22 protein-coding genes and 3 pseudogenes are annotated in these 22464 nt (G+C 70.5%); 11 read left to right on the forward strand and 14 right to left on the reverse strand.

All coding sequences use genetic code 11. The annotated features are described in order from the left end of the window. Window positions 1-3 precede the first annotated feature (3 nt). The 8 genes from ACIQ7Q_RS26555 to ACIQ7Q_RS26590 all read right to left on the reverse strand — a co-directional run bounded on the left by ACIQ7Q_RS26555 (window position 4) and on the right by ACIQ7Q_RS26590 (window position 3934). On the reverse strand, window positions 4-408 hold the full coding sequence (locus ACIQ7Q_RS26555; RefSeq protein ID WP_403867052.1) for a gas vesicle protein K: 405 nt from the start codon (window positions 406-408) through the stop codon (window positions 4-6). Then, on the reverse strand, window positions 398-655 hold the full coding sequence (locus ACIQ7Q_RS26560) for a gas vesicle protein (protein WP_403867056.1): 258 nt from the start codon (window positions 653-655) through the stop codon (window positions 398-400). The genes ACIQ7Q_RS26555 and ACIQ7Q_RS26560 overlap by 11 nt, the downstream gene beginning before the upstream one ends. Further along, window positions 652-1542 carry a GvpL/GvpF family gas vesicle protein gene (locus tag ACIQ7Q_RS26565; protein WP_403867059.1) on the reverse strand — a complete coding sequence of 297 codons (891 nt, stop codon included), beginning with the start codon at window positions 1540-1542 and terminating at the stop codon, window positions 652-654. Before ACIQ7Q_RS26565 ends, ACIQ7Q_RS26560 begins: the two co-directional genes overlap by 4 nt. Further along, a complete protein-coding gene (locus tag ACIQ7Q_RS26570) occupies window positions 1532-2026 on the reverse strand; it encodes a gas vesicle protein (RefSeq protein WP_403867062.1) in 495 nt (164 codons plus the stop codon). The genes ACIQ7Q_RS26565 and ACIQ7Q_RS26570 overlap by 11 nt, the downstream gene beginning before the upstream one ends. A 68-nt stretch (window positions 2027-2094) precedes the next feature. Continuing rightward, window positions 2095-2346, reverse strand: a complete 252-nt coding sequence (locus tag ACIQ7Q_RS26575) for a gas vesicle protein GvpG (protein WP_403867162.1) — start codon at window positions 2344-2346, stop codon at window positions 2095-2097. Between the two features lie 24 nt (window positions 2347-2370). Further along, window positions 2371-3084 carry a GvpL/GvpF family gas vesicle protein gene (locus ACIQ7Q_RS26580; protein ID WP_403867065.1) on the reverse strand — a complete coding sequence of 238 codons (714 nt, stop codon included), beginning with the start codon at window positions 3082-3084 and terminating at the stop codon, window positions 2371-2373. 33 nt (window positions 3085-3117) lie between these two features. Continuing rightward, window positions 3118-3591, reverse strand: coding sequence for a gas vesicle structural protein GvpA (locus ACIQ7Q_RS26585; RefSeq protein WP_403867068.1), 474 nt, complete (start codon window positions 3589-3591; stop codon window positions 3118-3120). 49 nt (window positions 3592-3640) lie between these two features. After that, window positions 3641-3934 carry a gas vesicle protein gene (locus ACIQ7Q_RS26590; RefSeq protein ID WP_403867071.1) on the reverse strand — a complete coding sequence of 98 codons (294 nt, stop codon included), beginning with the start codon at window positions 3932-3934 and terminating at the stop codon, window positions 3641-3643. Window positions 3935-4108: 174 nt separating this feature from the next. Between ACIQ7Q_RS26590 and ACIQ7Q_RS26595 the strand changes: the two genes are divergently transcribed. Next, the gene (locus ACIQ7Q_RS26595; protein WP_403867074.1) at window positions 4109-5305 is read left to right on the forward strand and encodes a lactonase family protein; all 1197 of its coding nucleotides are present in this window, start codon (window positions 4109-4111) and stop codon (window positions 5303-5305) included. An 84-nt stretch (window positions 5306-5389) separates the two neighbouring features. On the opposite strand, the pseudogene ACIQ7Q_RS26600 reads toward ACIQ7Q_RS26595, so the two are convergent. Beyond that, window positions 5390-5780: pseudogene (locus tag ACIQ7Q_RS26600) on the reverse strand (VOC family protein). Between the two features lie 35 nt (window positions 5781-5815). Between ACIQ7Q_RS26600 and ACIQ7Q_RS26605 the strand changes: the two are divergent. The 3 genes from ACIQ7Q_RS26605 to ACIQ7Q_RS26615 all read left to right on the forward strand — a co-directional run bounded on the left by ACIQ7Q_RS26605 (window position 5816) and on the right by ACIQ7Q_RS26615 (window position 8201). Further along, a complete protein-coding gene (locus tag ACIQ7Q_RS26605; protein WP_403867077.1) occupies window positions 5816-6568 on the forward strand; it encodes a nucleoside/nucleotide kinase family protein in 753 nt (250 codons plus the stop codon). Window positions 6569-6583: 15 nt separating this feature from the next. Then, window positions 6584-7588, forward strand: coding sequence for a hypothetical protein (locus tag ACIQ7Q_RS26610; protein ID WP_403867080.1), 1005 nt, complete (start codon window positions 6584-6586; stop codon window positions 7586-7588). 139 nt (window positions 7589-7727) lie between these two features. Beyond that, window positions 7728-8201, forward strand: a complete 474-nt coding sequence (locus ACIQ7Q_RS26615) for a hypothetical protein (protein WP_403867083.1) — start codon at window positions 7728-7730, stop codon at window positions 8199-8201. A gap of 60 nt (window positions 8202-8261) precedes the next feature. On the opposite strand, the gene treZ is transcribed toward ACIQ7Q_RS26615, so the two are convergent. Then, window positions 8262-10007, reverse strand: a complete 1746-nt coding sequence (gene treZ, locus ACIQ7Q_RS26620; RefSeq protein WP_403867165.1) for a malto-oligosyltrehalose trehalohydrolase — start codon at window positions 10005-10007, stop codon at window positions 8262-8264. 225 nt (window positions 10008-10232) lie between these two features. Beyond that, window positions 10233-11129 carry a GNAT family N-acetyltransferase gene (locus ACIQ7Q_RS26625; protein ID WP_403867085.1) on the reverse strand — a complete coding sequence of 299 codons (897 nt, stop codon included), beginning with the start codon at window positions 11127-11129 and terminating at the stop codon, window positions 10233-10235. 306 nt (window positions 11130-11435) lie between these two features. Here ACIQ7Q_RS26625 and ACIQ7Q_RS26630 point away from each other — a divergent pair, with 306 nt between their 5' ends. After that, a complete protein-coding gene (locus ACIQ7Q_RS26630) occupies window positions 11436-11984 on the forward strand; it encodes an FHA domain-containing protein (protein ID WP_403867088.1) in 549 nt (182 codons plus the stop codon). Window positions 11985-12077: 93 nt separating this feature from the next. Here the strand turns inward: ACIQ7Q_RS26630 and treY are convergent, their stop codons facing one another. Next, a complete protein-coding gene (gene treY / locus ACIQ7Q_RS26635) occupies window positions 12078-14432 on the reverse strand; it encodes a malto-oligosyltrehalose synthase (RefSeq protein ID WP_403867091.1) in 2355 nt (784 codons plus the stop codon). A gap of 135 nt (window positions 14433-14567) precedes the next feature. Next, window positions 14568-16691, reverse strand: a complete 2124-nt coding sequence (glgX, locus tag ACIQ7Q_RS26640; protein ID WP_403867094.1) for a glycogen debranching protein GlgX — start codon at window positions 16689-16691, stop codon at window positions 14568-14570. Window positions 16692-16831: 140 nt separating this feature from the next. Between glgX and ACIQ7Q_RS26645 the strand changes: the two genes are divergently transcribed. The 3 genes from ACIQ7Q_RS26645 to ACIQ7Q_RS26655 all read left to right on the forward strand — a co-directional run bounded on the left by ACIQ7Q_RS26645 (window position 16832) and on the right by ACIQ7Q_RS26655 (window position 20373). Beyond that, on the forward strand, window positions 16832-17656 hold the full coding sequence (locus ACIQ7Q_RS26645) for a Tat pathway signal sequence domain protein (protein ID WP_403867097.1): 825 nt from the start codon (window positions 16832-16834) through the stop codon (window positions 17654-17656). 69 nt (window positions 17657-17725) lie between these two features. Continuing rightward, entirely contained in the window at window positions 17726-19048 is a 1323-nt protein-coding gene (locus tag ACIQ7Q_RS26650; RefSeq protein WP_403867100.1) for a copper amine oxidase, read from the forward strand. Window positions 19049-19137: 89 nt separating this feature from the next. After that, a complete protein-coding gene (locus tag ACIQ7Q_RS26655) occupies window positions 19138-20373 on the forward strand; it encodes an SAV2148 family HEPN domain-containing protein (protein WP_403867103.1) in 1236 nt (411 codons plus the stop codon). Window positions 20374-20467: 94 nt separating this feature from the next. Here the strand turns inward: ACIQ7Q_RS26655 and ACIQ7Q_RS26660 are convergent. Beyond that, a pseudogene (locus ACIQ7Q_RS26660) lies at window positions 20468-20638 on the reverse strand (M15 family metallopeptidase); the annotation flags it as partial. Between the two features lie 61 nt (window positions 20639-20699). Here ACIQ7Q_RS26660 and ACIQ7Q_RS26665 point away from each other — a divergent pair. The 3 genes and pseudogenes from ACIQ7Q_RS26665 to ACIQ7Q_RS26675 all read left to right on the forward strand — a co-directional run. Next, window positions 20700-21554, forward strand: a complete 855-nt coding sequence (locus ACIQ7Q_RS26665) for an alpha/beta fold hydrolase (RefSeq protein WP_403867168.1) — start codon at window positions 20700-20702, stop codon at window positions 21552-21554. A gap of 80 nt (window positions 21555-21634) precedes the next feature. Continuing rightward, window positions 21635-21997, forward strand: coding sequence for an antibiotic biosynthesis monooxygenase (locus ACIQ7Q_RS26670; protein WP_403867106.1), 363 nt, complete (start codon window positions 21635-21637; stop codon window positions 21995-21997). An 85-nt stretch (window positions 21998-22082) separates the two neighbouring features. Beyond that, a pseudogene (locus ACIQ7Q_RS26675) lies at window positions 22083-22454 on the forward strand (transposase); the annotation flags it as partial. Between the last annotated feature and the right edge of the window lie 10 nt (window positions 22455-22464).

The following is a 22464-nucleotide window of genomic DNA, read 5'->3' on the forward strand; positions in this document are numbered from 1 at the left end:
CAGTCAGTCGTCGGGCGGCAGGAGCGTCCCCAGCGGTCCGAGATCGAGGTTCAGGTCCTTCATGTCCAGCCCGTACTGTTCGCACAGCCCGGCCATGCGGTCGTGCAGCAACAGGAGCGTGGACCCCAGCCGTTCCTCCTCTTCCTCCGTGAGGTCGCCCTGGTCGACGCGGTGCAGCGCCTGGCGTTCCATGAGCTGGCGCAGCAGCTCGACGAGGGTGAGGACCAGTTTCATCAGATCGCGTTCGACCGTGTCCGGGTCGGCGCGGATCCTCCGGGCGGGCGCGTGCGGCTGCCGCTCCGACGCGGGGAGATCCTGCGGGGCCGCCGGGAGAAGACGGAAGGCGCGGGCGGCGGCGTCGGCCACCTCCTCGAGCCGCTGCGGGACGCGGGGGGCGTCATCGGGCATCGGGGTCGCCTTCCGGGAGCGCCCGCGCCCACAGCGGCCGGGTCTCGGCGTCGACGGACACGATGAGGGCCCGCAGCGAGACGCGGACCAGGTCGATGTCCGCGATGGACAGCAGGACGTCGCCGGTGATGACCACACCTCCGCTGAGGAGGCGGTCCAGCAGGTCGATCAGGGCGACCTGCCGCTGGGGAAGGGGTTCCCGCCGGGGAAGGGGTTCCGCGGCACCGGGTACAGCGGGCTCCGTCACGGCCGCCCTCCTTCCTCCACGTCCATATCCTCGTCCTCCACGTCGACGTCCTCCACGTCGACGGCCGTGTCGACAGGGGCCGTGAAGGAGTAGGGCGCCCAGGGGCCGGTGATCTCGACGCGTACGCCCGGCAGGTCGTCGGCGGCCTGCGCCACTTCGGCGCGGAACGCGTCGGCCCGGTCCTCGGCCAGCAGATAGGCGTCGTTCACGACGTTCTCACCGTTCGAACCCGCAAGTTCGCCCTGCTGGACACGGTGACGTGCCCGGTCGGTGGCGTACGCCCGCCCGGCGGCCTCGATACGCTCCGCCGCCGTCCGCGCCGCCAGGTGCGCGTCGTCGCGGAGGTGCCGCTGATCGCGGCGCCGGCGGAGATAGGCGCGTCCGGGGCTGAGTCCGGTGTCGGAGGCGGCGGACGGCGCCGTGGGCTCGGGAGCTTCCTCGGGAGCCTCGACGTAGATCTTGACGCCCCACTCGACGTGCCCTTCCAGCCGGGTCAGAAGCCGGGCGAACTCGGCACGGTCGGATTCCAGCGCGTCGCGGGCGCGATCATCGCCGAGGTACACGGTCGCGAGCCGAAGCGGCAGAACGGTCGTGGCGGCGCCCAGAGTCTCGATCACCGCGTTGTGGGCACGCGCGACCGCCTCCAGCCACTCCAGATCCTCCAGGTGCCGCCGCAGGGCCTGCTCGTCGAAGTCCAGCGCGCTCGCGGAGCTCGCCACGAAGGTGATGTCCCCGGCGTCGCCACCCGACACGAGCCGCACCGGCGCGCCCGCCACACCGACCAGCCCTGCCATGGATTTCCGCAGCACGCCGGTGTCGCGGGCGACGGCGTAGACGTAGGTGACGTACGTGTTGTCCGCGACGTACCCGTTGTCCTCAGCGGTCATCGGATTCCGTTCCTCCGCGCTTCCTGGCGCGAGACGCCGCGGGCTTGGCGCGAGGCGCCGCATGCCTGGTGCGAGCTGCCGCGGGCGCTTCCTCGCCGGACTCCGTCAGCTCCTCGACCTTCCGTTCGTCGGTGCGCCCGATCACCTCCCCGCCGCGCCGAAGGGCGTCGATCTCCTCGCGCAGGCGGCGGTTCTCCTCGGCCAGCGACCGCTCCGGAGCTGCCCGCGACGACAGTGAGGGATCGTGTTCCCACCAGTCGATGCCCATCTCCTTCGCCTTGTCCACCGACGCCACCAGCAGCCGGAGTTTGATGGTCAACAGCTCGATGTCGAGCAGATTGATCTGGATGTCGCCGGCGATCACGATGCCCTTGTCCAGCACCCGTTCCAGGATGTCGGCAAGGTTCGCGGACGAGCCCTGCGCGTACTGCGGCGCTGCTCGGGAGGTGTAGGAGCCGGTCCTGCCGGCCAGGGGTTCGGTCACGATCGGACCTCGCGTTTCCCGGTGCGTAAGCGTACGGCGTCAGGCGCAGGGTGTGCGGAGTGCCGGTATCAGGCCCGTCCCTCCGACCGGTACGCCATGATTTCGTCCAGACGGTCCAGCAGTTCGTCCTCCCGCCGGTCGAACGTCTCCTCGTCGATCTCGCCCGCCGTGAGCTGTGCCTCGAGCTCCGCCAGCGCACGGTGGATCGGCGCGGGATCGTAGTACTCGTCCTCGGCTGCCTCCCGCACACGCTCCACGACCCACACGACACCGCGCACCGGCGCCAGCGGGAGTGTGACGATCTGTGTGAACAGGCCCATGGTCATCGGCCCCCATCGAATGCATCAGACGAAGCTGTACGGCGGCAGCGGCCCGTTGAGCCGGAACCCGTAGCTGTCGCCCATCTGGTTGGCGACGCTGAGCTCGGTCGTGAGGAAGAGCTCCTCCTGGTCCTCCGCCACCAGGAAGGACACGTTGACGAAGTCGTCGCCGGTCGGCTCGGAGACGCTCACGTCCCGCGCGAACGGGCGCAGGGCCTCGATGACACCGGACGCCAGGGCCTCGTGCCGCGCCTGCACCTCCTCCGCCACCAGCTCCCCGAGGCGCATCGGAAGTTCGGGGGACGTGTCGCCGCCCCGGATCCGGTCGTTGAGCTCGCGTGCGGTGTCCGACTCCAGAAGGATCTCCCGGAGCAGGGTCTCCTCCTCCTGGGACGCCTTGAGGTTGTACTCGGAGCAGCTCTCGAGCTGCTCCAGGCGCTCCGTGTACTTCGCCGCGTCCTTCTCCAGCGCCTCGCGCACGGCGTCGTCGTCGGGGGCGGTGAGGCCGAAGCGCAGAGGCAGGACGGTGCCGTCGGCCATGAGGTGCTCCTGCACCGCCTGGTGCGCCGTGACATCGCGGCGCTTGGGGCGCAGGCCGTCGGGCGCGTCGCTGACGACCGCGCAGAGCGAGCCTGCGACCACCTTGCGCAGGACCGCCGGCGGATCTCCGACCCCCTCGACGTCGTCGAAGTCCAGCGGATGCCCCTTGGCGGTGATCGAGTAGACGTACACGGCCATGTTCACTCCTCACTGCGGGGTCACTACTGCCGGTCATTCCCGCCCGCGTTCCCTCTCCCGCCGGGCCGTACGCCGGACCGGCTTACGCCTCTCCACCCGCTCCGGCTCGGCCTCTTCCTCGTCCTCGCTCTCCTCGTCGCGCCCGCTCTTTCCGGCGCCCAGCGCGTCGGTCACCGCGTCCATCGCGCCGCCGAGAGCGCCCTTCGACTTTCCACGGGCGCCGCTCTCGACGGAGTCGCCGACGATGTCCGTCAGCTGGGCGGGCGCCTTCCTGCCGGACTCGAGGTCGAGGCGGTTACAGGCCTCGGCGAAGCGCAGATAGGTGTCGACGCTGGCCACGACGATGCGTGCGTCGATCTTGAGGATCTCGATGCCGACCAGCGAAACACGGACGAAGACATCGATGACGAGTCCGCGGTCCAGGATGAGCTCGAGGACGTCGTAGAGGTTTCCGGAGCCGGCGCCTCCTCTGGAGACGCCCCCTCCGCCTTGCGACACCACGGTCATGGTGCCTCCCTTCGTCGCTGTGCCCGCAGAAGGCCGTCGGAAGGTCTGATCAGGTCGGCCGGTCGATCTGTCCGCGTGTGTAGCGCCGGGTCCGCCGGTACTCCACGAGGTCGCCCTCGTCGTCCAGGCTGACCTTGTAGCTGGCCAGCACGCTGGTGGTGTCGGGGATCCGTTCCAGCTCAAGAACCTCGACGTCCGCTTCCCAGCCGTCCTCGGTGCGTTTGAGCGCCGAGACCGACTCGGGCGGGCGCCCGAGCAACTCCGAGAGCTGGCCGGCCGCGGAGCGCATGATGGTCGCCGCCTTGCCCTTGGCTCGCCGTTTGGCGGGTTCTGAGGAAGCCATCGGACCTTCTCGTCGGTCTGAGTCGACACCGCTTCGTCGTGCGAAACGTACCATTGCAGCATATAGGCTTATTTTCTGCTGTCTCGGCGGGCCGTTTGCCTCTTGGTCCCCGCGTCTCAACACGGCGGTACGGAGCAGGGTTTGGAACAGTCTGCAGGCCCTAGGCTGCATGGCATGGGCATGGGCAACGCTGTACACCCGGGCCGGCGTCGTTTCATCGGGGCGCTCTCCGCCGTCGCCGCCGCTGCCGCACTACCCGCGTGCGGGGCGCCACCGGACTCCGCCTCGCGGTCACGTTCGCAGATGGCCGCCACCCCCACCCCCCGCGCCCGCACGGCGCGGCCGCTGTTCCTCGGGACGTACACGTCCGTCGAAGGCGGCGGGAAAGGGATCGGACTGGCCACCTACGACGAGAGCACCGGGCGGATCACCGGCACCGGGGTCGTCGAGGGCGTCGGCGACCCCTCGTACCTGGCCCTCCACCCATCGAGGCGCACCCTCTACGCCGTCGACGAGCAGGAAGCCGGCGCGGTGACCGCCGTACGGCTCGTCGAGGACGGGCGGCACCGGGTGCTCGGCGGCCGCAGTACCGGAGGGGCCGGGCCCTGCCACCTGTCGGTGCACCCGAGCGGAAGGTGGTTGCTCAGCGCCAACTACGGTTCCGGCAGCGTCGCCGTCCACCCCGTCGCCGCATCGGGCGCGCTGGGTGAGCGTACGGAACTGGTCACACACAGCAGCCCGCCGCCCGGGCCGGGGCAGCAGGGACCGCATGCCCACCAGGTCGTCACCAGCCCCGACGGCGGCCACGTCCTCGCTGTCGACCTCGGCAACGACACCGTGTACACGTACGGCCTCGACACCTCGGCGGGGACGCTCACCGAGGTCTCACGCCTCTCGCTGCAGGCCGGCGCGGGGCCCCGGCATCTGACGTTCCACCCCTCGGGCCGCCATGTGTACGTGGCGAACGAGCTCGACAACACGGTCGTGGTCTGCGCGTACGACCGCTGGAGCGGCGAACTCACCGCGGGCGAACCGCAGTCCACCGGAACGGGGCCGGGGACCAGCTACCCCGCCCAGCTCGTCGTGACCGGCGACGGCGGGTTCGCCTACCTGGCCAACCGCGGTCACAACAGTCTGACCCGCTACGCGATCGAGTCCGGCGGTGCCCGTCTGCGCCTGCTGGACACGGTCCCGGTCGGCGGCGACTTCCCCCGGAATATCGCGCTCTCCCCGTCCGGCGGCCTGCTTTTCGCGGCCAACCAGCGCTCCAGTACGGTCACCGTCTTCCACGTCGACAAGAAGTCGGGTGAACTGCGCCTGGCCGGACCGGCGTTCAGTTCACCGGTCGCGGTGTGCGCGCTGCCGTTGTAGACGCACCGACCGGGGTGGCCGGGGACGGCTCCTGCTCACCGTCATGGGAGACGGCCTCAACTGCGGCACGTTCACCTTCCGTTGCTACGTCGGCTGGAGCAGGTCCCACCTGTTGCCGTACAGGTCCTCGAAGACGGCGACCCGAACCGTACGCCTCGTGCCTCGGCTCCTCGAGGAATCGCACGCCCGCCGCCGTCATCCGGGCGTGGTCGCGCGCGAAGTCGTCGGTGTGCAGGAAGAAGCCGACCCGGCCGCCGGTCTGCGCGCCGACGCCGGCCCGCTGCCCCTCGTCACCGGCGCGGGCGAGCAGCAGGCCGGTGCCCGGCCCGGAACCGGCCGGGCGGACGACGACCCATCGGGAGCCGTCACCCCTGTCGGTGTCCTCGACCAGGTCGAAGCCGAGGGCGTCGGTGTAGAAGGCGATGGCCTCGTCGTAGTCGCGGACGACGAGCGTGACCAGGGCGATGTTCGGCACAAGGGTACGTTATACGTATTACGTCGAGTGCGACAATGACCGACATGCCCGTCCCGCCGCACCTCCTGGAGCGCGCCCGCTCCCTCGCCGCGCCCGGCAGCCGACGCATCCTCGGGATCGCCGGGGCCCCCGGAGCCGGAAAGTCCACCCTCGCCGCCCGCCTCGTCGACGCGTTGGACGGCCTGGCCGTGCTCGTTCCCATGGACGGCTACCACCTCGCCCAGCAGGAACTTCTGCGCCTCGGGCGAGCCCACCGCAAGGGCGCCCCCGACACCTTCGACGCCGCCGGGTACGCCGCCCTGCTCGCCCGGCTGCGGGACCACGACACCCGGGCGGCCACCGTGTACGCGCCCGCCTTCGACCGGGCCATCGAGGAGCCGGTTGCCGGGAGCATCCCTGTCGACCCCGGCGTCCCCCTCGTCGTCACCGAAGGGAACTACCTGCTGCACGACGAAGGGCCCTGGGCGCACATCCGTCCGCTTCTCGACGAGGTGTGGTTCCTGGAGCTCGACCCGGAGGTGAGGGCGGCCCGGCTCGTCGACCGGCACATGCGCTTCGGCAAGGAACGTCCGCACGCCGAGAGCTGGGTCCGCGACTGCGACGAACCCAATGCGCGGCTGATCGGCCGCGGCCGCGACCGGGCCGATCTTGTCGTCCCGATGGGCGAAGTAGGGCCGCTGACTCGAGGCGGAGCCGGGCTGCTGGACCGGGATGATGCCGAGCCGCCGACTTGGGGCGGAGCCGGGCTGCTGAGTCGGGATGATGCCGGAGACACGCCGTTCATCTGATGTCGGTACGCTCGAATGACTGAAACGTGGGAGCGGAGGGCGGTTGACGTGGGGCTGTTCCGGCGAGGGCCGAAGCGTGACGGACGCGATGCGCCCCGGGACCCCGAGTTCTCCTACTTCTCCGCCGACGAAGGCGCACGGTTCCGCTCTCTGGTCCGTGAGGCGTTCGCCGAGCAGGGCCTCGAGGTGACGGTCTACGCCGACATGGTCTCCGACAGCGCGGGACGGCAGTTCGGGCTCGGCAACCTTGCCGCCGTGTGCCACAACGACGACCGCGGACCGCGTGTGTGGTCGGAGTTGGTCCATCAGCATGTCGGCATGGTGCTGCGCACCATGGACGCCCCGTCCGCGCTGGAAACCCTGTCCCCCGAGCAGATTCGCGCCCAGCTGTACCCCCGTGTCGTCGGCGCCGAGGGACTGGATCCGCGGAACTTCGCCTACGCCCGTGCCGTCGCCCCCGGACTGTACGAGATCCTCGCGCTCGACCTCCCCGAGAGCGTCATGATGCTCACCGACGAGGCCCTCGAACCGCTCGGTGACCTCCCTTACCTGCGCGACCAGGCGCTCTACAATCTCCGCGGCCTGCCGGTCGAGGCGCATGAGACCGTCAAGGACTCCGAGGGCATGCACTTCGAGGTCGTCCTCGGCGACTCCTTCTACACCGCCAGTCGCGTCCTGGCCCTGGAGACGCTCGTCAGGCAGGTCACCGGGGAGGAGCTGCCCGCCGACGGCGCGCTTGTGGCCATGCCGTTCCGGCACCAGCTGGCGTTCCATGCCATCCACGACACCGGCATGCTGTCGGCGCTCAACGCGATGGCCGCCTTCGCGGCCACCGGCTTCGAGGACACCCCGGGAGCCATCAGCCCGTACGTGTACTGGTGGCACGGCGGCACGCTCACCCAGCTCAGCAACCGCGAAGAGGACGGCGAGGGGCTGCAGATCGTGATCGGCGAGGAGTTCCAGGCCCTGCTGGAACGGCTCGTCGCCGAGGAGAACGGGCGCTTCGGCGACAACGGCTGAGCCGACCGGCACGCCGCGTCGATGAACCCTGAGCCGACCCGGCACGCCTTGTTGACGGTGTCACTCATGCCGGTGGTTCCGGCTGCGTGGTCCCAGGTCGGGGCGTTTTCAGGGGGCTTTGGTGCGGCAGAGTGGACGGATGCGCCCTCCCCGGTTCCCCGCTGTTGCCGCCCTTGTCCTGCTCGTTGTGGCCGGGTGCGTGACGGGCTGTGTGTCCGTTCCCGCCGCGCCGCCGGCACCGGCGCCGAGTCTGGCGCCGGCGGGGGAGCGGTCCCCGCTGCCCGCCGAGCGGAGCCTGCCGGTACAGCCCTCGGCACGCGAGGCGCTGGCCTCCACCGGCCCGAAGGCGAAGCGGAAGAAGGAACGGAAGCCGAAGAGCCGGCCGGTGCGCCGGCAGCGGCCCGCGGCGGCTCCGCCACGCGCCGAGCCGGCCGCTCCGGTCCGCCGGGCGCAGTCGCCGGAGCACAGGGTGCAGCGCCCCCGCCCGCAACAGCCGCGGCCCCCGCAGCCCGACGCGTCGTACGACATGAGCAGCCTGTGTGAAGCCTCCGACGGCGTCACGGACCCGAACATCACCGCCCTGTGCCACTCGTACGGTTCCAGGGGGCGCTGACGCCGAATGGCACGCAGCGGCGCCGGCGGAGGGCTCGGAGGGCGTGCCACAGCAGGGGGGTCACGAGTCGGCGAGCACCACACAGCTCTGCGGCGGCAGGTGGAGCAGCCCCTCCGCGTCCGGCGGCCGCACCTCGCCCCATGCCGCGGCGACCCGGCCCCCGCCGCCCAGCGGAATCTCGGCCGGCTCCTTGGCGAAGTTGACCGCCACCCGCAGATCGCCGCGCCGGAACGCCAGCCAGCGTGCCTGCTCGTCGAAGGCGACCTTCACCGCCGCGAGGTCCGGGTCCGACAGATCCGGCAGGGCACGACGCAGGGCGATCAGCTCGCGATGCCACGCCAGAAGACCGGCGTGCGGCTCCCGCTCCCGCTCCGAGCGGTCCAGACAGGAACGCTCGCGGGTGGCCGGGTCCTGCGGGTCGGGAACCTGGTCCTCCGACCAGCCGTGCTCGGCGAACTCCCGCCGCCTCCCCGCACGTACGGCCTCCGCGAGCTCGGGGTCGGTGTGGTCGGTGAAGTACTGCCAGGGCGTGCCCGCACCCCACTCCTCGCCCATGAACAGCATCGGTGTGAACGGGCCGGTGAGCACGAGCACCGCCGCGCATGCCAGCAGCCCCGGGGAGAGGGTGGCGGACAGTCGGTCGCCCATCGCCCTGTTGCCGATCTGGTCGTGCGTCTGCGCGTAGCCGAGGAAGCGGTGCGCCGGCGTGTTCACCACGTCGATCGTCCGGCCGTGGGTGCGGCCGCGGAAGGCCGAGTAGGTGCCGTCGTGGAAGAAGGCATGGGTCAGCGTCTTGGCGAGGGCCGCCATTGGAGCCCGGGCGAAGTCCGCGTAATACCCCTGCGACTCGCCCGTCAGGGCGGTGTGCAGGGCGTGGTGGAAGTCGTCGTTCCACTGGGCGTGGAGACCGAGACCGCCGTGGGAACGGGGTGTCGTCGTCCGCGGGTCGCACGTGTCCGACTCGGCGATGAGGAACAGCGGACGGCCGAGGTCTTCGGCGAGCCCGTCGACCGCGGCCGCCAGCTCTTCCAGATAGGTCAGCGCCCGGTTGTCGGCCAGCGCGTGCACCGCGTCCAGCCGCAGCCCGTCGAGGCGGTGGTCCCGCAGCCACGCAAGCGCGCTGTCCAGCAGGTAGGCGCGCACTTCGTCGGAACCGGGGGCGTCCAGATTGACCGCCGAGCCCCACGGCGTGTGGTGCGTGTCGGTGAAGTACGGGCCGAACGCGGGCAGATGGTTGCCCGACGGGCCGAGGTGGTTGTGGACCACGTCGAGCACCACGCCGAGGCCGTGCCCGTGCGCCGCGTCGACAAAGCGCTTCAGCGCCTCGGGGCCGCCGTACGGCTCGTGCACCGACCATGGGGACACACCGTCGTAACCCCAGCCGTGCACACCGGGGAAGGAGCACAGCGGCATCAGCTCCACATGGGAGACGCCCAGCTCGGCCAGCTCACCGAGCCGTTCGGCGGCCGCTTCGAGCGTCCCCTCGGGCGTGTAGGTGCCGACGTGCAGCTCGTAGAGGACCGCCCGCTCCAGACCCCGGCCCGCCCAGTCCCGCCGCCAGGCGTACGCGTCCTGGTCCACGACGGCGCTCGGGCCGTCCGGGCCGTCCGGCTGGCGGCGCGAGCGGGGGTCCGGCCGCACCGGGCCGCCGTCCAGGGCGAAGCCGTACCGCGCGCCGTCGTGTGCGGGCGCTTCGGCGAACCACCAGCCGTCCCGCCCCTGCGCCCGCTCCATCGGGTGCTCCGCACCCTCCAGCCACAACGTGACCCGCTCCTCGGCGTTCGGCGCCCACACCTCGAACAGCAGCACAGGAGGTCCCCTCGTCGTCGATGCCCTGACACCCGTCCCGACCATCCTGGCAAGTCCGTGCCCTCCAGGCGGGGCGCTTGGGCCATTGAGGTCACGAACCATGTCGACGCCGGCGGCTTCCACGCGCGGAGCCGCCGAGCACAGGGGCGCCCGGTGCGAACCGGGCGCCCCTGCGCCGTCAGACCTGCGACGCGGCAGACGTCGGTTGCGACGCGGCAGACGTCAGAGTTGCGACGCGGGCAGGAAGTGGACCCGCTCCTGGACGACCGGATGCCCGGCCTTGGCGAAGTTCGCCGCCATGGGGAAATTCCCCTGGTCCGTGGCGCCTGCGATGAACTCGGCGCCACGCTCGGCGAGATAGTGCGTGCACTCCGCCAGCAGGTCGTACGCGTAACCGCGACCGCGCTGCCCCGGTACGACCCCGATGAAGCCGATGCACGGGCCCGACGGGTTGTGCGCCGGAATGTGGAGGCCGACCAGTTCACCGTCGGGCGTGTGGGCGAGCTGCCACCATTCGCGTGGCGACGGGCACCAGTTGAAGAAGTCCAGCTCCTCCTGGGCCGCCTTGTCCAGACCCTCCTGCGCGATGGCGCGCAGCGCGTGGGCGTCGAGCGTCGCGGAGTGGATGCGCTTCAGGGCCTCGAAGAAGACGGCGTCGTCCGGCTCCTGCCGGAACACCAGCCGGCCGGGCCGCTCCGGGAGCCCGCACCCGGGTGTCCACCGGTACTGGTAACGCTCGACCAGCACCTCCATGCCGGCCGCCTTCGCGGCCCTGATCCGCGCCTCACCGGCCGCCAGGGCGGCGGGGTCGTCGCGCCAGCGCGCGGGCAGGATCAGTTCGTACTCGACCTGGAAGGGGGAGGTGCGCAGGAGTTCGGCGCCCGCCTCCTCCTCGCCGTCGGCGACGTCGAACCAGTTGATGTTGACGGGAGCCACGTCGTCGGGGCCGCCCCACCAGGCGGCGCGGGCGACGACCCTGCCGTCGCGCAGCGCGACCCGCTTCCAGTCGGGGCGGTGCGTCGTACGTGACAGTGCGCGGCCCACACCGAGCGGGTCGGGCATGGTGTCGAAGAGATGTGCGTCGCTCTCGCCGAGCGTGCGGATGACCGGATCGGTCACGGGATGTCCTCCGGGAAGAGAAGTGTGATGCGCTCCCGGTCAGACTGCGAACGCCGGGCGGACGAGGCGGGAGCGCGGGGAACGTGTAAGGAACACGGCACTCGCCTCCTTCCGTCGTCTCGGGCGTCGGGCACACACTAGACGGCTGGAAGGCCGATCGTCCACGGCCATTTCGGCGCTCAGCGGCCACAACAGGCCGCCGAGCGCGGCCCGGTGAGGCGGAACCCACGCTTCCGCGCAGGTCAGGACAGGCGCTGGTACCGCTCCGTCTGGACACCTCGGCCCTTCGGACCGACAATCTGGAGCGTGACGTCCTCCTTCGAGTCCAACACGTATCCCGCGCGGCTGTCCGATGCCGAGCGCGAGCGTGTCCTCGACGTGCTCAGAGAGGGTGCGGCCCAGGGAAAGCTGTCGCACGAGACCTTTGTGCACCGGATGGAACTGGTCCTCGCCGCACGCCGCTCCGAAGAGCTGGTGGCGCTCACCGCGGACCTGGTCGACGAGGGCCGCTGGTCACGCCGGCTGTACGGCATGGTCGGCCGGATCTCCGCGTTCTCGGTCCGGCTGCGCAGGGCGTGGCAGGCGGAGAAGCTGCCGCCGCTGCTCCTGCCCGAGCCGGGCCCGTATCCCCTCCGTATCGGCCGTGACCCGGCCAACGGCCTGCGGCTCAGCCACGACACCGTGTCGCGTATGCATGCCGAGCTGAGCCACCAGGGCCGGCTGTGGGTGCTCCGCGACCTCGGCTCGACGAACGGCACCACGGTCAACGGCCGCAGGGTGACCGGCTCGATCGTCGTCGACGACGGGGACATGGTCGGCTTCGGCAGCATGACCTTCCGCCTCACCGCACGCTGAGCGGCTCCTCCGCCCGACCGTCACGGGCCGCCCAGGCCCGGCGGTTACTGCAGTTCGGCCCGTGAGTGGCGACTGAAGCGACTCGGTGTGGCCCTACGCCGCTCCCCGTCGCCTCAACAGCGCCACCGGGCGGGTCGCGAACAGGTCCGCCAGGCGCACCGGTCCGGACGCGAAGTCGCGTTCCGGTGCGAGCAGGTCCGTCCAGCGGCCCGCCGGCAGGGGCAGCTCGGTGTCGGCCCAGCCGCCTGCCCGCGCCAGTCGCAGCGGGAGGCGGGTCACTGCCGTGACGACTTCGCCCGAGCGGCAGAAGGCGACGCAGTGGTCCGCCGCCGGCCCGTGCGGCAGGAGCGGGGTGTAGGTCGCCGCCGCCCCGAACAGTTCGGGCGCGTCCCGGCGCAGCCGGAGGGCCGCCGTGGTCAGGGCCTCCTTCTCGGCGCCGGGCCCCGGGGAAGGCGGCCCACCGAATTCCACCGGACGCCGGTTGTCCGGGTCGACCAGGGCGAGGAACTCCCGCTCAGAGCCCTGATACACGTCCGGCACCCCCGGCATCGTCAGATGCAGCAGTGCCGCACCGAGCACATTCGCCCGCACGTACGGATCGAGTTCATGGACGAACCGTGCCACCGAGTGCTGCGGCGGGCCCGCCGGTCCCGCGTCCACGAACGCCGACACCGCTTTTTCGTACGCCGCGTCCGGCTCCGTCCAGCTCGTGCGCAGCCCCGCCTCGCGCGCGGCTTTCAGCAGGGCCGTCTCCAGCCGTCCGGCGTCCGGTACGCCGAACCCGACGGCGGTCTGCCACGCCGTCCACGCCACCTGCGGGTCCGGGGCGGTGCCGCCGGCCACGCTCTCCGCCTCCTCCGTGATCTGAGCGAGGAAGTGCGCCCAGCGCTCAGGGCATTCGGACAGCACCGCGATACGGGCGCGCACGTCGGCGCTGCGCTTGGTGTCGTGCGTGGTGAGCACGGTCCCCGTCGTGGGCCAGTCGGCGGCCAGCCGGGCGCAGTACGCGTGGAACGCCTCGGGGCCGACCGCCGGATCGCCGGGGTCGCCGCCGACCTCGTTCGCCGAGATCAGCGGACTGTACCGGTAGAAGGCCTTGTCCTCCACGGACTTGGCCCGCAGCGCCGACGCCGTCTGGGCGAAGCGGGCACGGAAGGCCTCGTGCTCCGGCTCTGTGCCGAGCAGCCCGAGGGCCAGACCCCTGATCACGTCCACGGCCGCCGCCTCCTCCGGCACCGTGAAGGCCTCCTTCGCTTCGAGGGCCGCCTCCTCGGGCAGCGCAGCCCCGTCGGCGATCTTGTAGGGGCGGTAGACGGGGACTCGTACCAGCAGCTCCCGTATCGCCATGCCCAGTGCCCACGGGGCGTGGTCCCGCAGCCGGGGGTCGGCGGCGCAGGCCCGTTCGGCGAGTCGTACGAGTGCCGCGGTCTCCGCGGCCAGCTCATGGGTGACCACCTCGTGCGCGGCGTGCCGCGCCGTGGCGTCCCAGCGGCCGCCCAGTTCCTCTGCCGCCTCGGTGAACTGCCGGTGGTCGGCGGCGAGTACCGCAGCTCCGGCCGGGTCGGTGAACAGGCCGTCGACCCGCCGCAGCGCGTCGTACCCGGTTGTCCCGGCGACGGCCCAGCCGGCCGGCAGCCGCTCGTCACCGGTGAGGATCTTCTCCACGACGATCCAGCAGTCCCCGCCGGTCGCCTCGTCGAGTCTGCGTAGATAGCCCTCGGGGTCGGCCACCCCGTCGGGGTGGTCCACCCGCAGACCGTCGACGACGCCGTCCCGCACCAGTTCGACGATCTTCTTGTGGGTGGCGTCGAAGACCCCCGGGTCCTCGACGCGCACACCTATGAGCTCGGAGACGGTGAAGAAGCGGCGGTAGGTGAGCTCGGTGCGGGCCAGCCGCCACCAGCCGAGGCGGTACCACTGGGCGTCCAGCAGTTCGGCGATCGGCAGGTCCGCCGTGCCGTCCCGCAGGGGGAAACGCTGCTCGCCGTAGTGCAGGACGTCACCCTCGACGTACATCTTGTCCATCTCCTCGCCGACGCGGCCGGCGAGGACCGGCAGGAGGAGCCTTCCGCCGCCCGCTTCCCAGTCGATGTCGAACCAGCGGGCGTACGACGATCCCGGCCCGTCCCGCAGGACCTCCCACAGGGCGCGGTTGTGGCGAGGCACCGCCGCCATGTGGTTGGGGACGATGTCGAGGACGAGCCCCATGCCGTGCTCGCGTGCCGTACGGGACAGCTCCCGCAGCCCCGCCTCGCCCCCCAGTTCCTCGCGGACCCGGCTGTGGTCGACCACGTCGTAGCCGTGCGTGGAGCCGGGGACGGCCTCCAGCACCGGCGACAGATGCAGATGGGAGACGCCGAGCGCGGCCAGGTGCGGCACGGCCGCCGCCGCGGCCGAGAACGGGAAACCGGGCTGGAGCTGGAGCCGGTACGTCGAGGTGGGCGTCATGCGAACATACGTACCCGCCCTGAGGGGTTCCTGCGCCCGGCCCGGTGGACCGTGTGGGCCGATCGGGTGATGTGGGGACTCGTTCGGACCTCCCACCTGGACGAACGCCCTTCGACGTGCCGCGTGCGGAGGCGCCTACGCCGGCCGCCGCAGCACCGTCATGCTGCGGCCCACCAGCCGCAGCTCGTCCCCGGCCGCGACCATCGGACCGTTGCCCGGCGGCACCCCTTCCTTGCAAGCCGTGTCCACCACCACCTGCCACTCCTCGCCGTGGCTCACCGGCACCGTGAATTCCAGTTCCTCCGCGCTTGCGTTGAACATCAGCAGGAACGAGTCGTCGGAGATCCGCTCGCCGCGCGGTCCCGGCTCGGAGATCGCGTGGCCGTTCAGGAAGACGGACAGCGCCTTGGCGTGTGCCGCCTGCCAGTCCCGCGCGACCATCTCGTCGCCCTGCGGGGTGAACCAGGCGATGTCGGTCAGCTCGTCGTGGGTCCCCTCCACCGGCCGGCCGTGGAAGAACCTGCGCCGCCGGAAGACGGGGTGGTCGCGCCGCAGCCACACCATCGTCTTGGTGAAGGCGAGCAGCGAGCCCTCCTCGTCGTCGCCCGGGTCCGGCCAGTGAACCCAGGAGATCTCGTTGTCCTGGCAGTAGGCGTTGTTGTTGCCCCCTTGGGTGCGCCCGAACTCGTCGCCGTGGCTGAGCATCGGCACGCCCTGGGAGAGCATCAGTGTCGCGATGAAATTGCGCATCTGCCGCTCGCGCAGCTCCAGCACGCCCTCGTCGTGGGTGTCGCCCTCCGCGCCGCAGTTCCAAGAGCGGTTGTGGCTCTCGCCGTCGCGGTTGTTCTCGCCGTTGGCCTCGTTGTGCTTGTCGTTGTAGGACACGAGGTCGTGCAGGGTGAAGCCGTCGTGGCAGGTGGTGAAGTTGATCGAGGCCAGGGGACGTCGCCCGTCGTCCTGGTACAGGTCGGAGGAGCCCGTCAGCCGGGACGCGAACTCGGCCAGCGTGCGCGGCTCGCCCCGCCACAGGTCTCGTACGCAGTCGCGGTATTTGCCGTTCCACTCGGTCCACAACGGCGGGAAGTTGCCCACCTGGTAGCCGCCCTCGCCGACGTCCCACGGCTCGGCGATCAGCTTCACCTGGCTGACCACAGGGTCCTGCTGGACCAGGTCGAAGAAGGACGACAGTCGGTCCACCTCGTGGAACTGGCGGGCGAGCGTCGCTGCGAGGTCGAAGCGGAATCCGTCGACATGCATCTCGGTCACCCAGTAGCGCAGCGAGTCCATGATCATCTGCAGCACGTGGGGACTGCGCATGAGCAGGGAGTTCCCGGTGCCCGTGGTGTCCATGTAGTAACGGCGGTCGTCCTCCATCAGGCGGTAGTACGACTCGTTGTCGAGGCCGCGGAAGGAGAGGGTGGGGCCGAGGTGGTTGCCCTCCGCCGTGTGGTTGTAGACGACGTCGAGGATGACCTCGATACCGGCCTGGTGCAGGGCCCGCACGGCCTGCTTGAACTCGAGGACCTGCTCACCGCGGTCGCCCCAGGAGGCGTACGAATTGTGGGGGGCGAAGAAGCCGATCGTGTTGTAGCCCCAGTAGTTGTTCAGCCCCGCGTCCACCAGCCGGTGGTCGTTGACGAACTGGTGGACCGGCATCAACTCAAGTGCGGTGACGCCCAGTTCCGTCAGGTGCGAGATGACGGCGGGGTGTGCGAGCCCGGCGTACGTGCCCCGCAGCTCGGGCGGCAGCTCCGGGTGCAGCATCGTGAGGCCCTTCACATGGGCCTCGTAGATCACGGTCCGGTGGTAGTCGGTACGCGGCAGGCGGTCGTCGCCCCAGTCGAAGTACGGGTTGACCACCACCGATGTCATCGTGTGCGGAGCGGAATCGAGGTCGTTGCGCGAATCGGGCCTGCCGAAGTGGTAGCCGTAGACCGACTCGTTCCACTCGATGGAGCCACTGATCGCACGTGCGTACGGATCTAGTAGAAGTTTGGCGGAGTTGCAGCGCTGCCCGCGCGTGGGCTCGTACGGGCCGTGGACCCGGAAGCCGTAGCGCTGGCCGGGCATGATGCCCGGCAGATAGGCATGCCGCACGAAGGCGTCCGTCTCGCGCAGCTCGACTGCTGTCTCCGAGCCGTCGTCGTGGAGCAGACACAGCTCGATTCGGTGGGCGGCCTCGGAGTGCACCGCGAAGTTCGTGCCGGCGCCGTCGTAGGTGGCACCGAGGGGATACGCCTGTCCCGGCCAGACCTGCATAGATAGGACTCTTCCATTTCTGATCCGGGTATTGGGGGCTACTCGGGCTAGATCTTCCCCCAAAGTGGGGCAACCTCCTAGGACTTCGTACCGTCCTACCGGGTGACCAGTCACAAACAAGGGGGAAATGGGGGAGACACGTGCGCCAATTGCTACGCCGTCACCTGGGGAAGCTGATGGCGGGTGCCGCCATCGCGGTGACAGGGACCGCGGTGATGGTGGGGATCACGCTGCCGGGCACCGCGGGGGCCGACGACTCCGGCAGGGGGAAGGTGGCGGCGGCCGAGGCCGGCGGCAGCCGCGAGGCCGGCGGGTCGGGACCGACCGACGCTCCGCTGCCCGGAGTCGTCGCCGACGCGCCGCGGGAAGGCGAACGGGGCGTGGGCGGCGATCCGCTCACCGACGGCGAGCTGAAGCGTGCGGAGCGGCTGGCGCTGCCTTCTGCCGCACGGCAGAACGGCCAGAACGCGGTCGGCGGCCGCGGTCCGCAGCACCTGGCGACGAACCTTGCCGAGCCGCTGCCCTCCGAAGCGGACGGCACTGCCACGCCACGCCGGGCCGAGGTGCGCTTCTACGACTATCGGACCGACGAACTCATCACCCGGACCGTCAATCTCGACACGGGCAGCGTGGAGCGGACCGGCACCCGGCGCGGAATCCAGCCGTCGCCGCACCAGGAGGAACTGCGCGAAGCCCTCGGGCTCATCCTGAAGAGCCCGCTCGGAGCGGATCTGAAGTCGGACTACAAGGACGCCACGGGCAGGACGCTCGCCGACCCGGACCAGCTCTGGTTCAACGGCGACGTGTACCGCACCTACCGCGAGACGAACGTGCCGGAGCAGCTCTCCCGGTGCGGCGAGCACCGCTGCGTGCGGCTCGTCGCGAAGATACGCGACGGCGCCTGGATCGAAATCCGGAACCTGATCGTCGACCTGAGCGCGCGAAACGTCGTCCGCGTCGGCTGACCGGCTCCTCGCCCCCGCTCCGTTGCCTTTCCCCACATGCCGTACCTCCGTACGAGGGAGTTCGTCCTCATGCACGTCACGCACGTGAACAGAGCTTCGCGCGCCCGCAGGCGGGGCGCGCTGCTGGCCGCCGCCGCCCTCCTGGGCAGTGTCGGAGCCGCGACCGGCCCCGCCTCCGCGGCGCCGAACGCCACGCAGATCCCGGCCGCCGCGGTGCCCCGGCCCGAGTGCAGCAGCGCCTTCCGCATCGAGCAGAAGCTCGACGGAGGCACCACCTGGCGCATGTGCTGGCGCTACGACACCGACGCCGGCCTCGTCCTCGACAAGGTCGGCTACCAGCCCAAGGGTGAGCGGCGCCCCATCCGTGTACTGAACAGCGCCAAGCTGGCCCAGATCCATGTGCCGTACGACGACGGCAAGGCCGACTACGACGACCTGACCGGCGCCGGCTTCGGCTGGGGCCTGCAGAACCTCGCCCCCGCGGAGTGTCCCGGCGGCACGGTCAAGCGGGTCAAGGTCGCCGACCTCGGCGTCATCAACGGCCTGTGCACCACCACCCGCGCCCGCGGCCACGCCTACCGCCTCGCCAACGACGAGGGGACCAAGGTCTGGCAGTCGCAGGGAAAGGACCTGCTGGTCTACACGGTCAACAAGGTCGCCTGGTACGAGTACATCACCGAGTGGCGTTTCTCCTCCGACGGCACCATCTCGGCCAACGTCGGCGCGACCGGCAGCCTGGCCCCCGACGACTACAACGCCGCCGACGGCCGAGGCTGGCCGATCGGCAAGGGCGCCCGTGACTACGCCACCAGCCACGCCCACAACGTCTTCTGGCGGCTGGACTTCGGCCTCGACGGCAGCAGCAAGGGCCGGATCGAGCAGTACGACTCCAAGGTCACCCCGCCGAACGGTGACGGCAGCCCGACGGTGAGGACGACCCGGACCCCCGTCACCAAGGAGCTCGCCGGGGACGCCAGGGCCATGCGCTGGTGGCGGGTGGTGAGCGCGACCGGCAAGAACAAGGACGGCCACGCGCGCTCCTACGAGATCGTGCCCGGGGCGTCCGCCACACACGCGGGACGGGGTTTCACCAAGCACGACGTCTACTTCACCCAGAACCGGGTGTGCGAGCAGTTCGCGAGCAACAACATCCACGACTGTGGAGCGCGCGGCGGCGACAGCGTGGACAAATGGGTCAATGGTGAGAACCTCGTCAACCCGATCACCTGGGTCAACATCGGGTTCCACCACATCGCCCGGGACGAGGACCAGCAGCCCATGCCCGTCCACTGGCAGGGGTTCCAGCTCGCCCCCAGGGACGTGACCGCTATGAATCCCCTCACTCCGGCCGATCTCGCCGATCAGAACGGTCGCCACAACCACGGGAGTTGAGAAAACTCCCGGCTCAACCTGCTGCACCGCCTCCCGCCGCGGAGTAGGCTTCCTTGATCGTTGGAGGGGGCAGGGAAGGCGGTGCGCGGGTGAGCTCGGGAGGGCTGGAGCTACCCCCCGGTGACACGGGTCACGAGGGGGGAGACTCCGCCGAGGTCCCGCCAGGAGCGGTCTCGCTCGCGCGACCGATGGAGATCGGGGCCGAGCTGGACTGGGGCGCCGACGCATGGAGCGAGGTGCGCACACGCGCCCAGCGCGCCGGGCGCGCCTACATCTGGCTGAATCTGGTGGAACAGCGGCTGCGGGCGGTCGTGGCCGCCGTGCTGCGTCCCATCTACGAGCCGGTGCACGGTGACGACTGGGTGGTCGCCGCGGCCGGCCCCGCGGGCCACGAATGGGTGCAGCGCGCCGTCGCGGTGCGTGAGGTCTCCCGCCGCAAGGGCTATCTGCTGGACCCGGCGGACGACAACGTCCTGTCGTTCCTCACCCTTCCGCAACTGCGCGAGCTGATGGTCCAGCACTGGCCCTGCTTCGAGCCGTACTTCGACGACCGGCGGGACGTCGAGCTGGCTCTCGACGAGCTCGAGGTCGCCCGCAACGTCGTCTCCCGCAATCGTGCGCTGAACGAGGCGGTGCTCGCCCAGGCAGAGCGTGCCTCCTCGCGACTGCTGGAGATACTCGGCAGCGGCGCCGGTGTGCCCTCCGCCGACCGGCTACCGGTCGACGCGGTCGAGGACCTGGTCGGCGACCGGTACGCGGACGTCGTGTCCGTCCACCCCGACCGCGTCAGGCTCCAGCGCCAGCTGCCCGCGGAGGACCTCTTCGGCGGCGCGCGCCGCGTCGACGCGATCGGCATAGGACTGAACCTGCTGGTCCAGAACTTCTCCGGCCGCAGGCTGGTCCGCCTCGCCGAGTCGGGCTGCCGGGTCCGGCTGCTCTTCCTCAACCCGGCGAGCAGTGCCGTCAAGCGCCGCGAGCGTGAACTCGGCATCAAAAAGGGTGAGTTGAGCCGCACGGTGGAGATGAACATCCTCCACATGCGCCGGGTCCGCTCCCGGCTGCGCGACCCCGGGGCCTTCGAGATACAGGTCTTCGACGAGACCCCGCGCTTCACCGCCTACCTCGTCGACGGCGACGGCCCCGACGGTCTTGCCGTCGTCCAGTCCTACCTCCGCCGTGCACGCGGCATGGAGGCGCCCGTGCTGGTGCTGCGGGGCGCCGGGCGGTCGGTCGTGCGCGCAGGTCAGGACGGAGAATCAGGTCTTTTCCAGACATACCGCGAGGAGTTCGAGTCGGTATGGGCCGACTCGCGGCCGGTGTCCTGAGGACGCGCTCGCGCGGCGCCACCGCCGGATCGGTGCCGCCGCAGCGAGAAGGGCATCCGCTGGGGCGGACGCCCCGCCGTGGCCGCGTGATCGGTCAGTCTGGCAGAGCCGGGCCAGTCTCCTTCGGGCCGTAGCATGCAGATGATTCTCCGGTGACCAGAGCCCAGTAGCGGTCACCGAAGGACCAATGCCACCACTCCGTGGGGTAGTTCACCAGGCCCGCAGTGGTGAGCGCGGCGCCCAGCAACTGACGGTTGGCATGGGCCGGGACCACCAGCGACGTGCGTGCCGCCGATGCCGCAGGATGTCAGAAAGCGAGTAGACAGATGCAACCGACGTTCGTACTGGTTCACGGAGCCTTTTCGAACTCCTTCTCATTCGCGCCTCTCCAGGCCGAGCTCGGCCTCCTCGGACACCGCTCGGTCGCAGTCGACCTGCCCGGCCATGGTTTCGATGCAACGTACACGGGCGCCTACCAGGCGCCACAAGATCTCGACGGGCTCGCCACGGCACCCGGTTCGATCAAGGGCGTCACGCTCGCCGACAATGCCGCGCACCTGATCGGGATCCTCGAAAGGGCCAAGCAGAACGGGCCGGTGATCCTTGTCTCCCACAGTCGCGGTGGTATGACGGCCACCGCAGCAGCCAACGCACGGCCGGACCTGATCGACCGCCTCGTCTACGTCTCCGCTTGGTGCCCTGTCGATCTTGACGTCGGCGACTACTACGCCGAGCCGGAGATGGCCACGGTTGACGCCGCTTCCCTGAGCCTGGCGCTGGCCGGGAACCCGGCCGAACTGGGGCTGCTCCGCGTCAACTTCCGCACCGCGAACCCGGCCGCCCTCGCGGCCTTCAAGGCGGCTTTCCTCGCTGACGGCACCGATGAGGAGTTTCTGATCTTCCTGAACACCTTCCAACCCGACGAGAACTTGGACGCCGGCACATCCGCCGACCGGGCACAGGCCGATACATGGGGCCGCATCCCGAAGACCTACGTCCGCTTGACCGACGACACGAGCATGCCGCTCGCCCTACAGGACCGGCTGATCCGCGAGGGCAACGCGCTGACGCCGGACAACCCGTACGACGTCCGCACCCTTGAGGGCAGCCACCTGAAGTGGCTGGTGGCCCCGGCACCAGCGGCCCGAGTCCTGGGTGAACTCGCAGCACTGGCGGGCTAGCCGGAGTTGTTGCCCCCACCAGTGAGTCGGCAGCGGCAGGACGGTGGCGCCGCGTCTGCGTGCGTGACACCCTGGCGACCGTGATCATCAGGGTGAGTGAGGCACGCGTACGTCCTGACCGGTTCGAGGCATTCCGCGACATGATCGTCTCTGCGGTCCGCGAGTTTCCCAGCCGCTACCCGGGGTTGGTGGACCACGAGGTGCTGCTCGCGCCGCCTGATTCGCTGCTGTACGTCAGTCGCTGGCGCAGCGAGCAGGATTTGGCCGGCTACGCCGGCGAGCACTGGCGTGACCAGCCCGTGGTTCTGCCGGGCGAGGACGAGTACCTCGTTGCACCACTTCAGGTACGGCACTTCACGCTCGCATCTCTGAAGCCGGCGAGTGTGCCGCGTTCCGATCAGGAGTCCGGCAGTTCTGCTGCCTCGGCTGGACCGGGGCGGTAGACAGGCTGGATGACTCGGGACGACTCGGGATGATCTCGCGGAGGGCGAGTGGACGGTGATTGTGCCGCATCTGACGTTGGGCGGGGGCGGTTTGTTCCCCGGGGTGCACCTGGCGGCGGACCGCCGCTGCCGCCCGCTGCACTTCGTGGTCACCCCCCGGCCAGGCCGATGACAGCCCGCGCTTCATCGCCATCCTGGAGCGCGTCATGGTCCTCGGCCCGGCGGGTCGACCCCGGACCCGCCTGGACGCCGTGGCCGCGGACAAGGCGTACTCCTCCCGCGCCAACCGGGCCTCCCTGTGCAGACGCAACATCCATGCGGTGATCCCGGAGAAGACCGGCCAGGCGGCCCATCGCAAGACGATGAGCCGCCGGGGCGGACCACCGTTTCCCACGACACCGAGCTCCACCGCGACTGCAACGCGGTCGAACGCCGTGTCCACAAGTTCGGGGAATGGCCGGTCCGGC

It is taken from the genome of Streptomyces sp. NPDC096176, from assembly GCF_044763255.1.
Lineage (GTDB): Bacteria > Actinomycetota > Actinomycetes > Streptomycetales > Streptomycetaceae > Streptomyces.

What these genes read in the sequence shown, in the direction of transcription:
- ACIQ7Q_RS26555 (WP_403867052.1), bottom strand. Translation starts at nt 408, where the DNA reads ATGCCCGATGACGCCCCCCGCGTCCCGCAGCGGCTCGAGGAGGTGGCC.
- ACIQ7Q_RS26565 (WP_403867059.1), bottom strand. Translation starts at nt 1,542, where the DNA reads ATGACCGCTGAGGACAACGGGTACGTCGCGGACAACACGTACGTCACC.
- ACIQ7Q_RS26575 (WP_403867162.1), bottom strand. Translation starts at nt 2,346, where the DNA reads ATGGGCCTGTTCACACAGATCGTCACACTCCCGCTGGCGCCGGTGCGC.
- ACIQ7Q_RS26580 (WP_403867065.1), bottom strand. Translation starts at nt 3,084, where the DNA reads ATGGCCGTGTACGTCTACTCGATCACCGCCAAGGGGCATCCGCTGGAC.
- ACIQ7Q_RS26585 (WP_403867068.1), bottom strand. Translation starts at nt 3,591, where the DNA reads ATGACCGTGGTGTCGCAAGGCGGAGGGGGCGTCTCCAGAGGAGGCGCC.
- ACIQ7Q_RS26590 (WP_403867071.1), bottom strand. Translation starts at nt 3,934, where the DNA reads ATGGCTTCCTCAGAACCCGCCAAACGGCGAGCCAAGGGCAAGGCGGCG.
- ACIQ7Q_RS26595 (WP_403867074.1), top strand. Translation starts at nt 4,109, where the DNA reads ATGGGCATGGGCAACGCTGTACACCCGGGCCGGCGTCGTTTCATCGGG.
- ACIQ7Q_RS26605 (WP_403867077.1), top strand. Translation starts at nt 5,816, where the DNA reads ATGACCGACATGCCCGTCCCGCCGCACCTCCTGGAGCGCGCCCGCTCC.
- ACIQ7Q_RS26610 (WP_403867080.1), top strand. Translation starts at nt 6,584, where the DNA reads ATGACTGAAACGTGGGAGCGGAGGGCGGTTGACGTGGGGCTGTTCCGG.
- ACIQ7Q_RS26615 (WP_403867083.1), top strand. Translation starts at nt 7,728, where the DNA reads ATGCGCCCTCCCCGGTTCCCCGCTGTTGCCGCCCTTGTCCTGCTCGTT.
- treY (WP_403867091.1), bottom strand. Translation starts at nt 14,432, where the DNA reads ATGACGCCCACCTCGACGTACCGGCTCCAGCTCCAGCCCGGTTTCCCG.
- glgX (WP_403867094.1), bottom strand. Translation starts at nt 16,691, where the DNA reads ATGCAGGTCTGGCCGGGACAGGCGTATCCCCTCGGTGCCACCTACGAC.
- ACIQ7Q_RS26650 (WP_403867100.1), top strand. Translation starts at nt 17,726, where the DNA reads ATGCACGTCACGCACGTGAACAGAGCTTCGCGCGCCCGCAGGCGGGGC.
- ACIQ7Q_RS26665 (WP_403867168.1), top strand. Translation starts at nt 20,700, where the DNA reads ATGCAACCGACGTTCGTACTGGTTCACGGAGCCTTTTCGAACTCCTTC.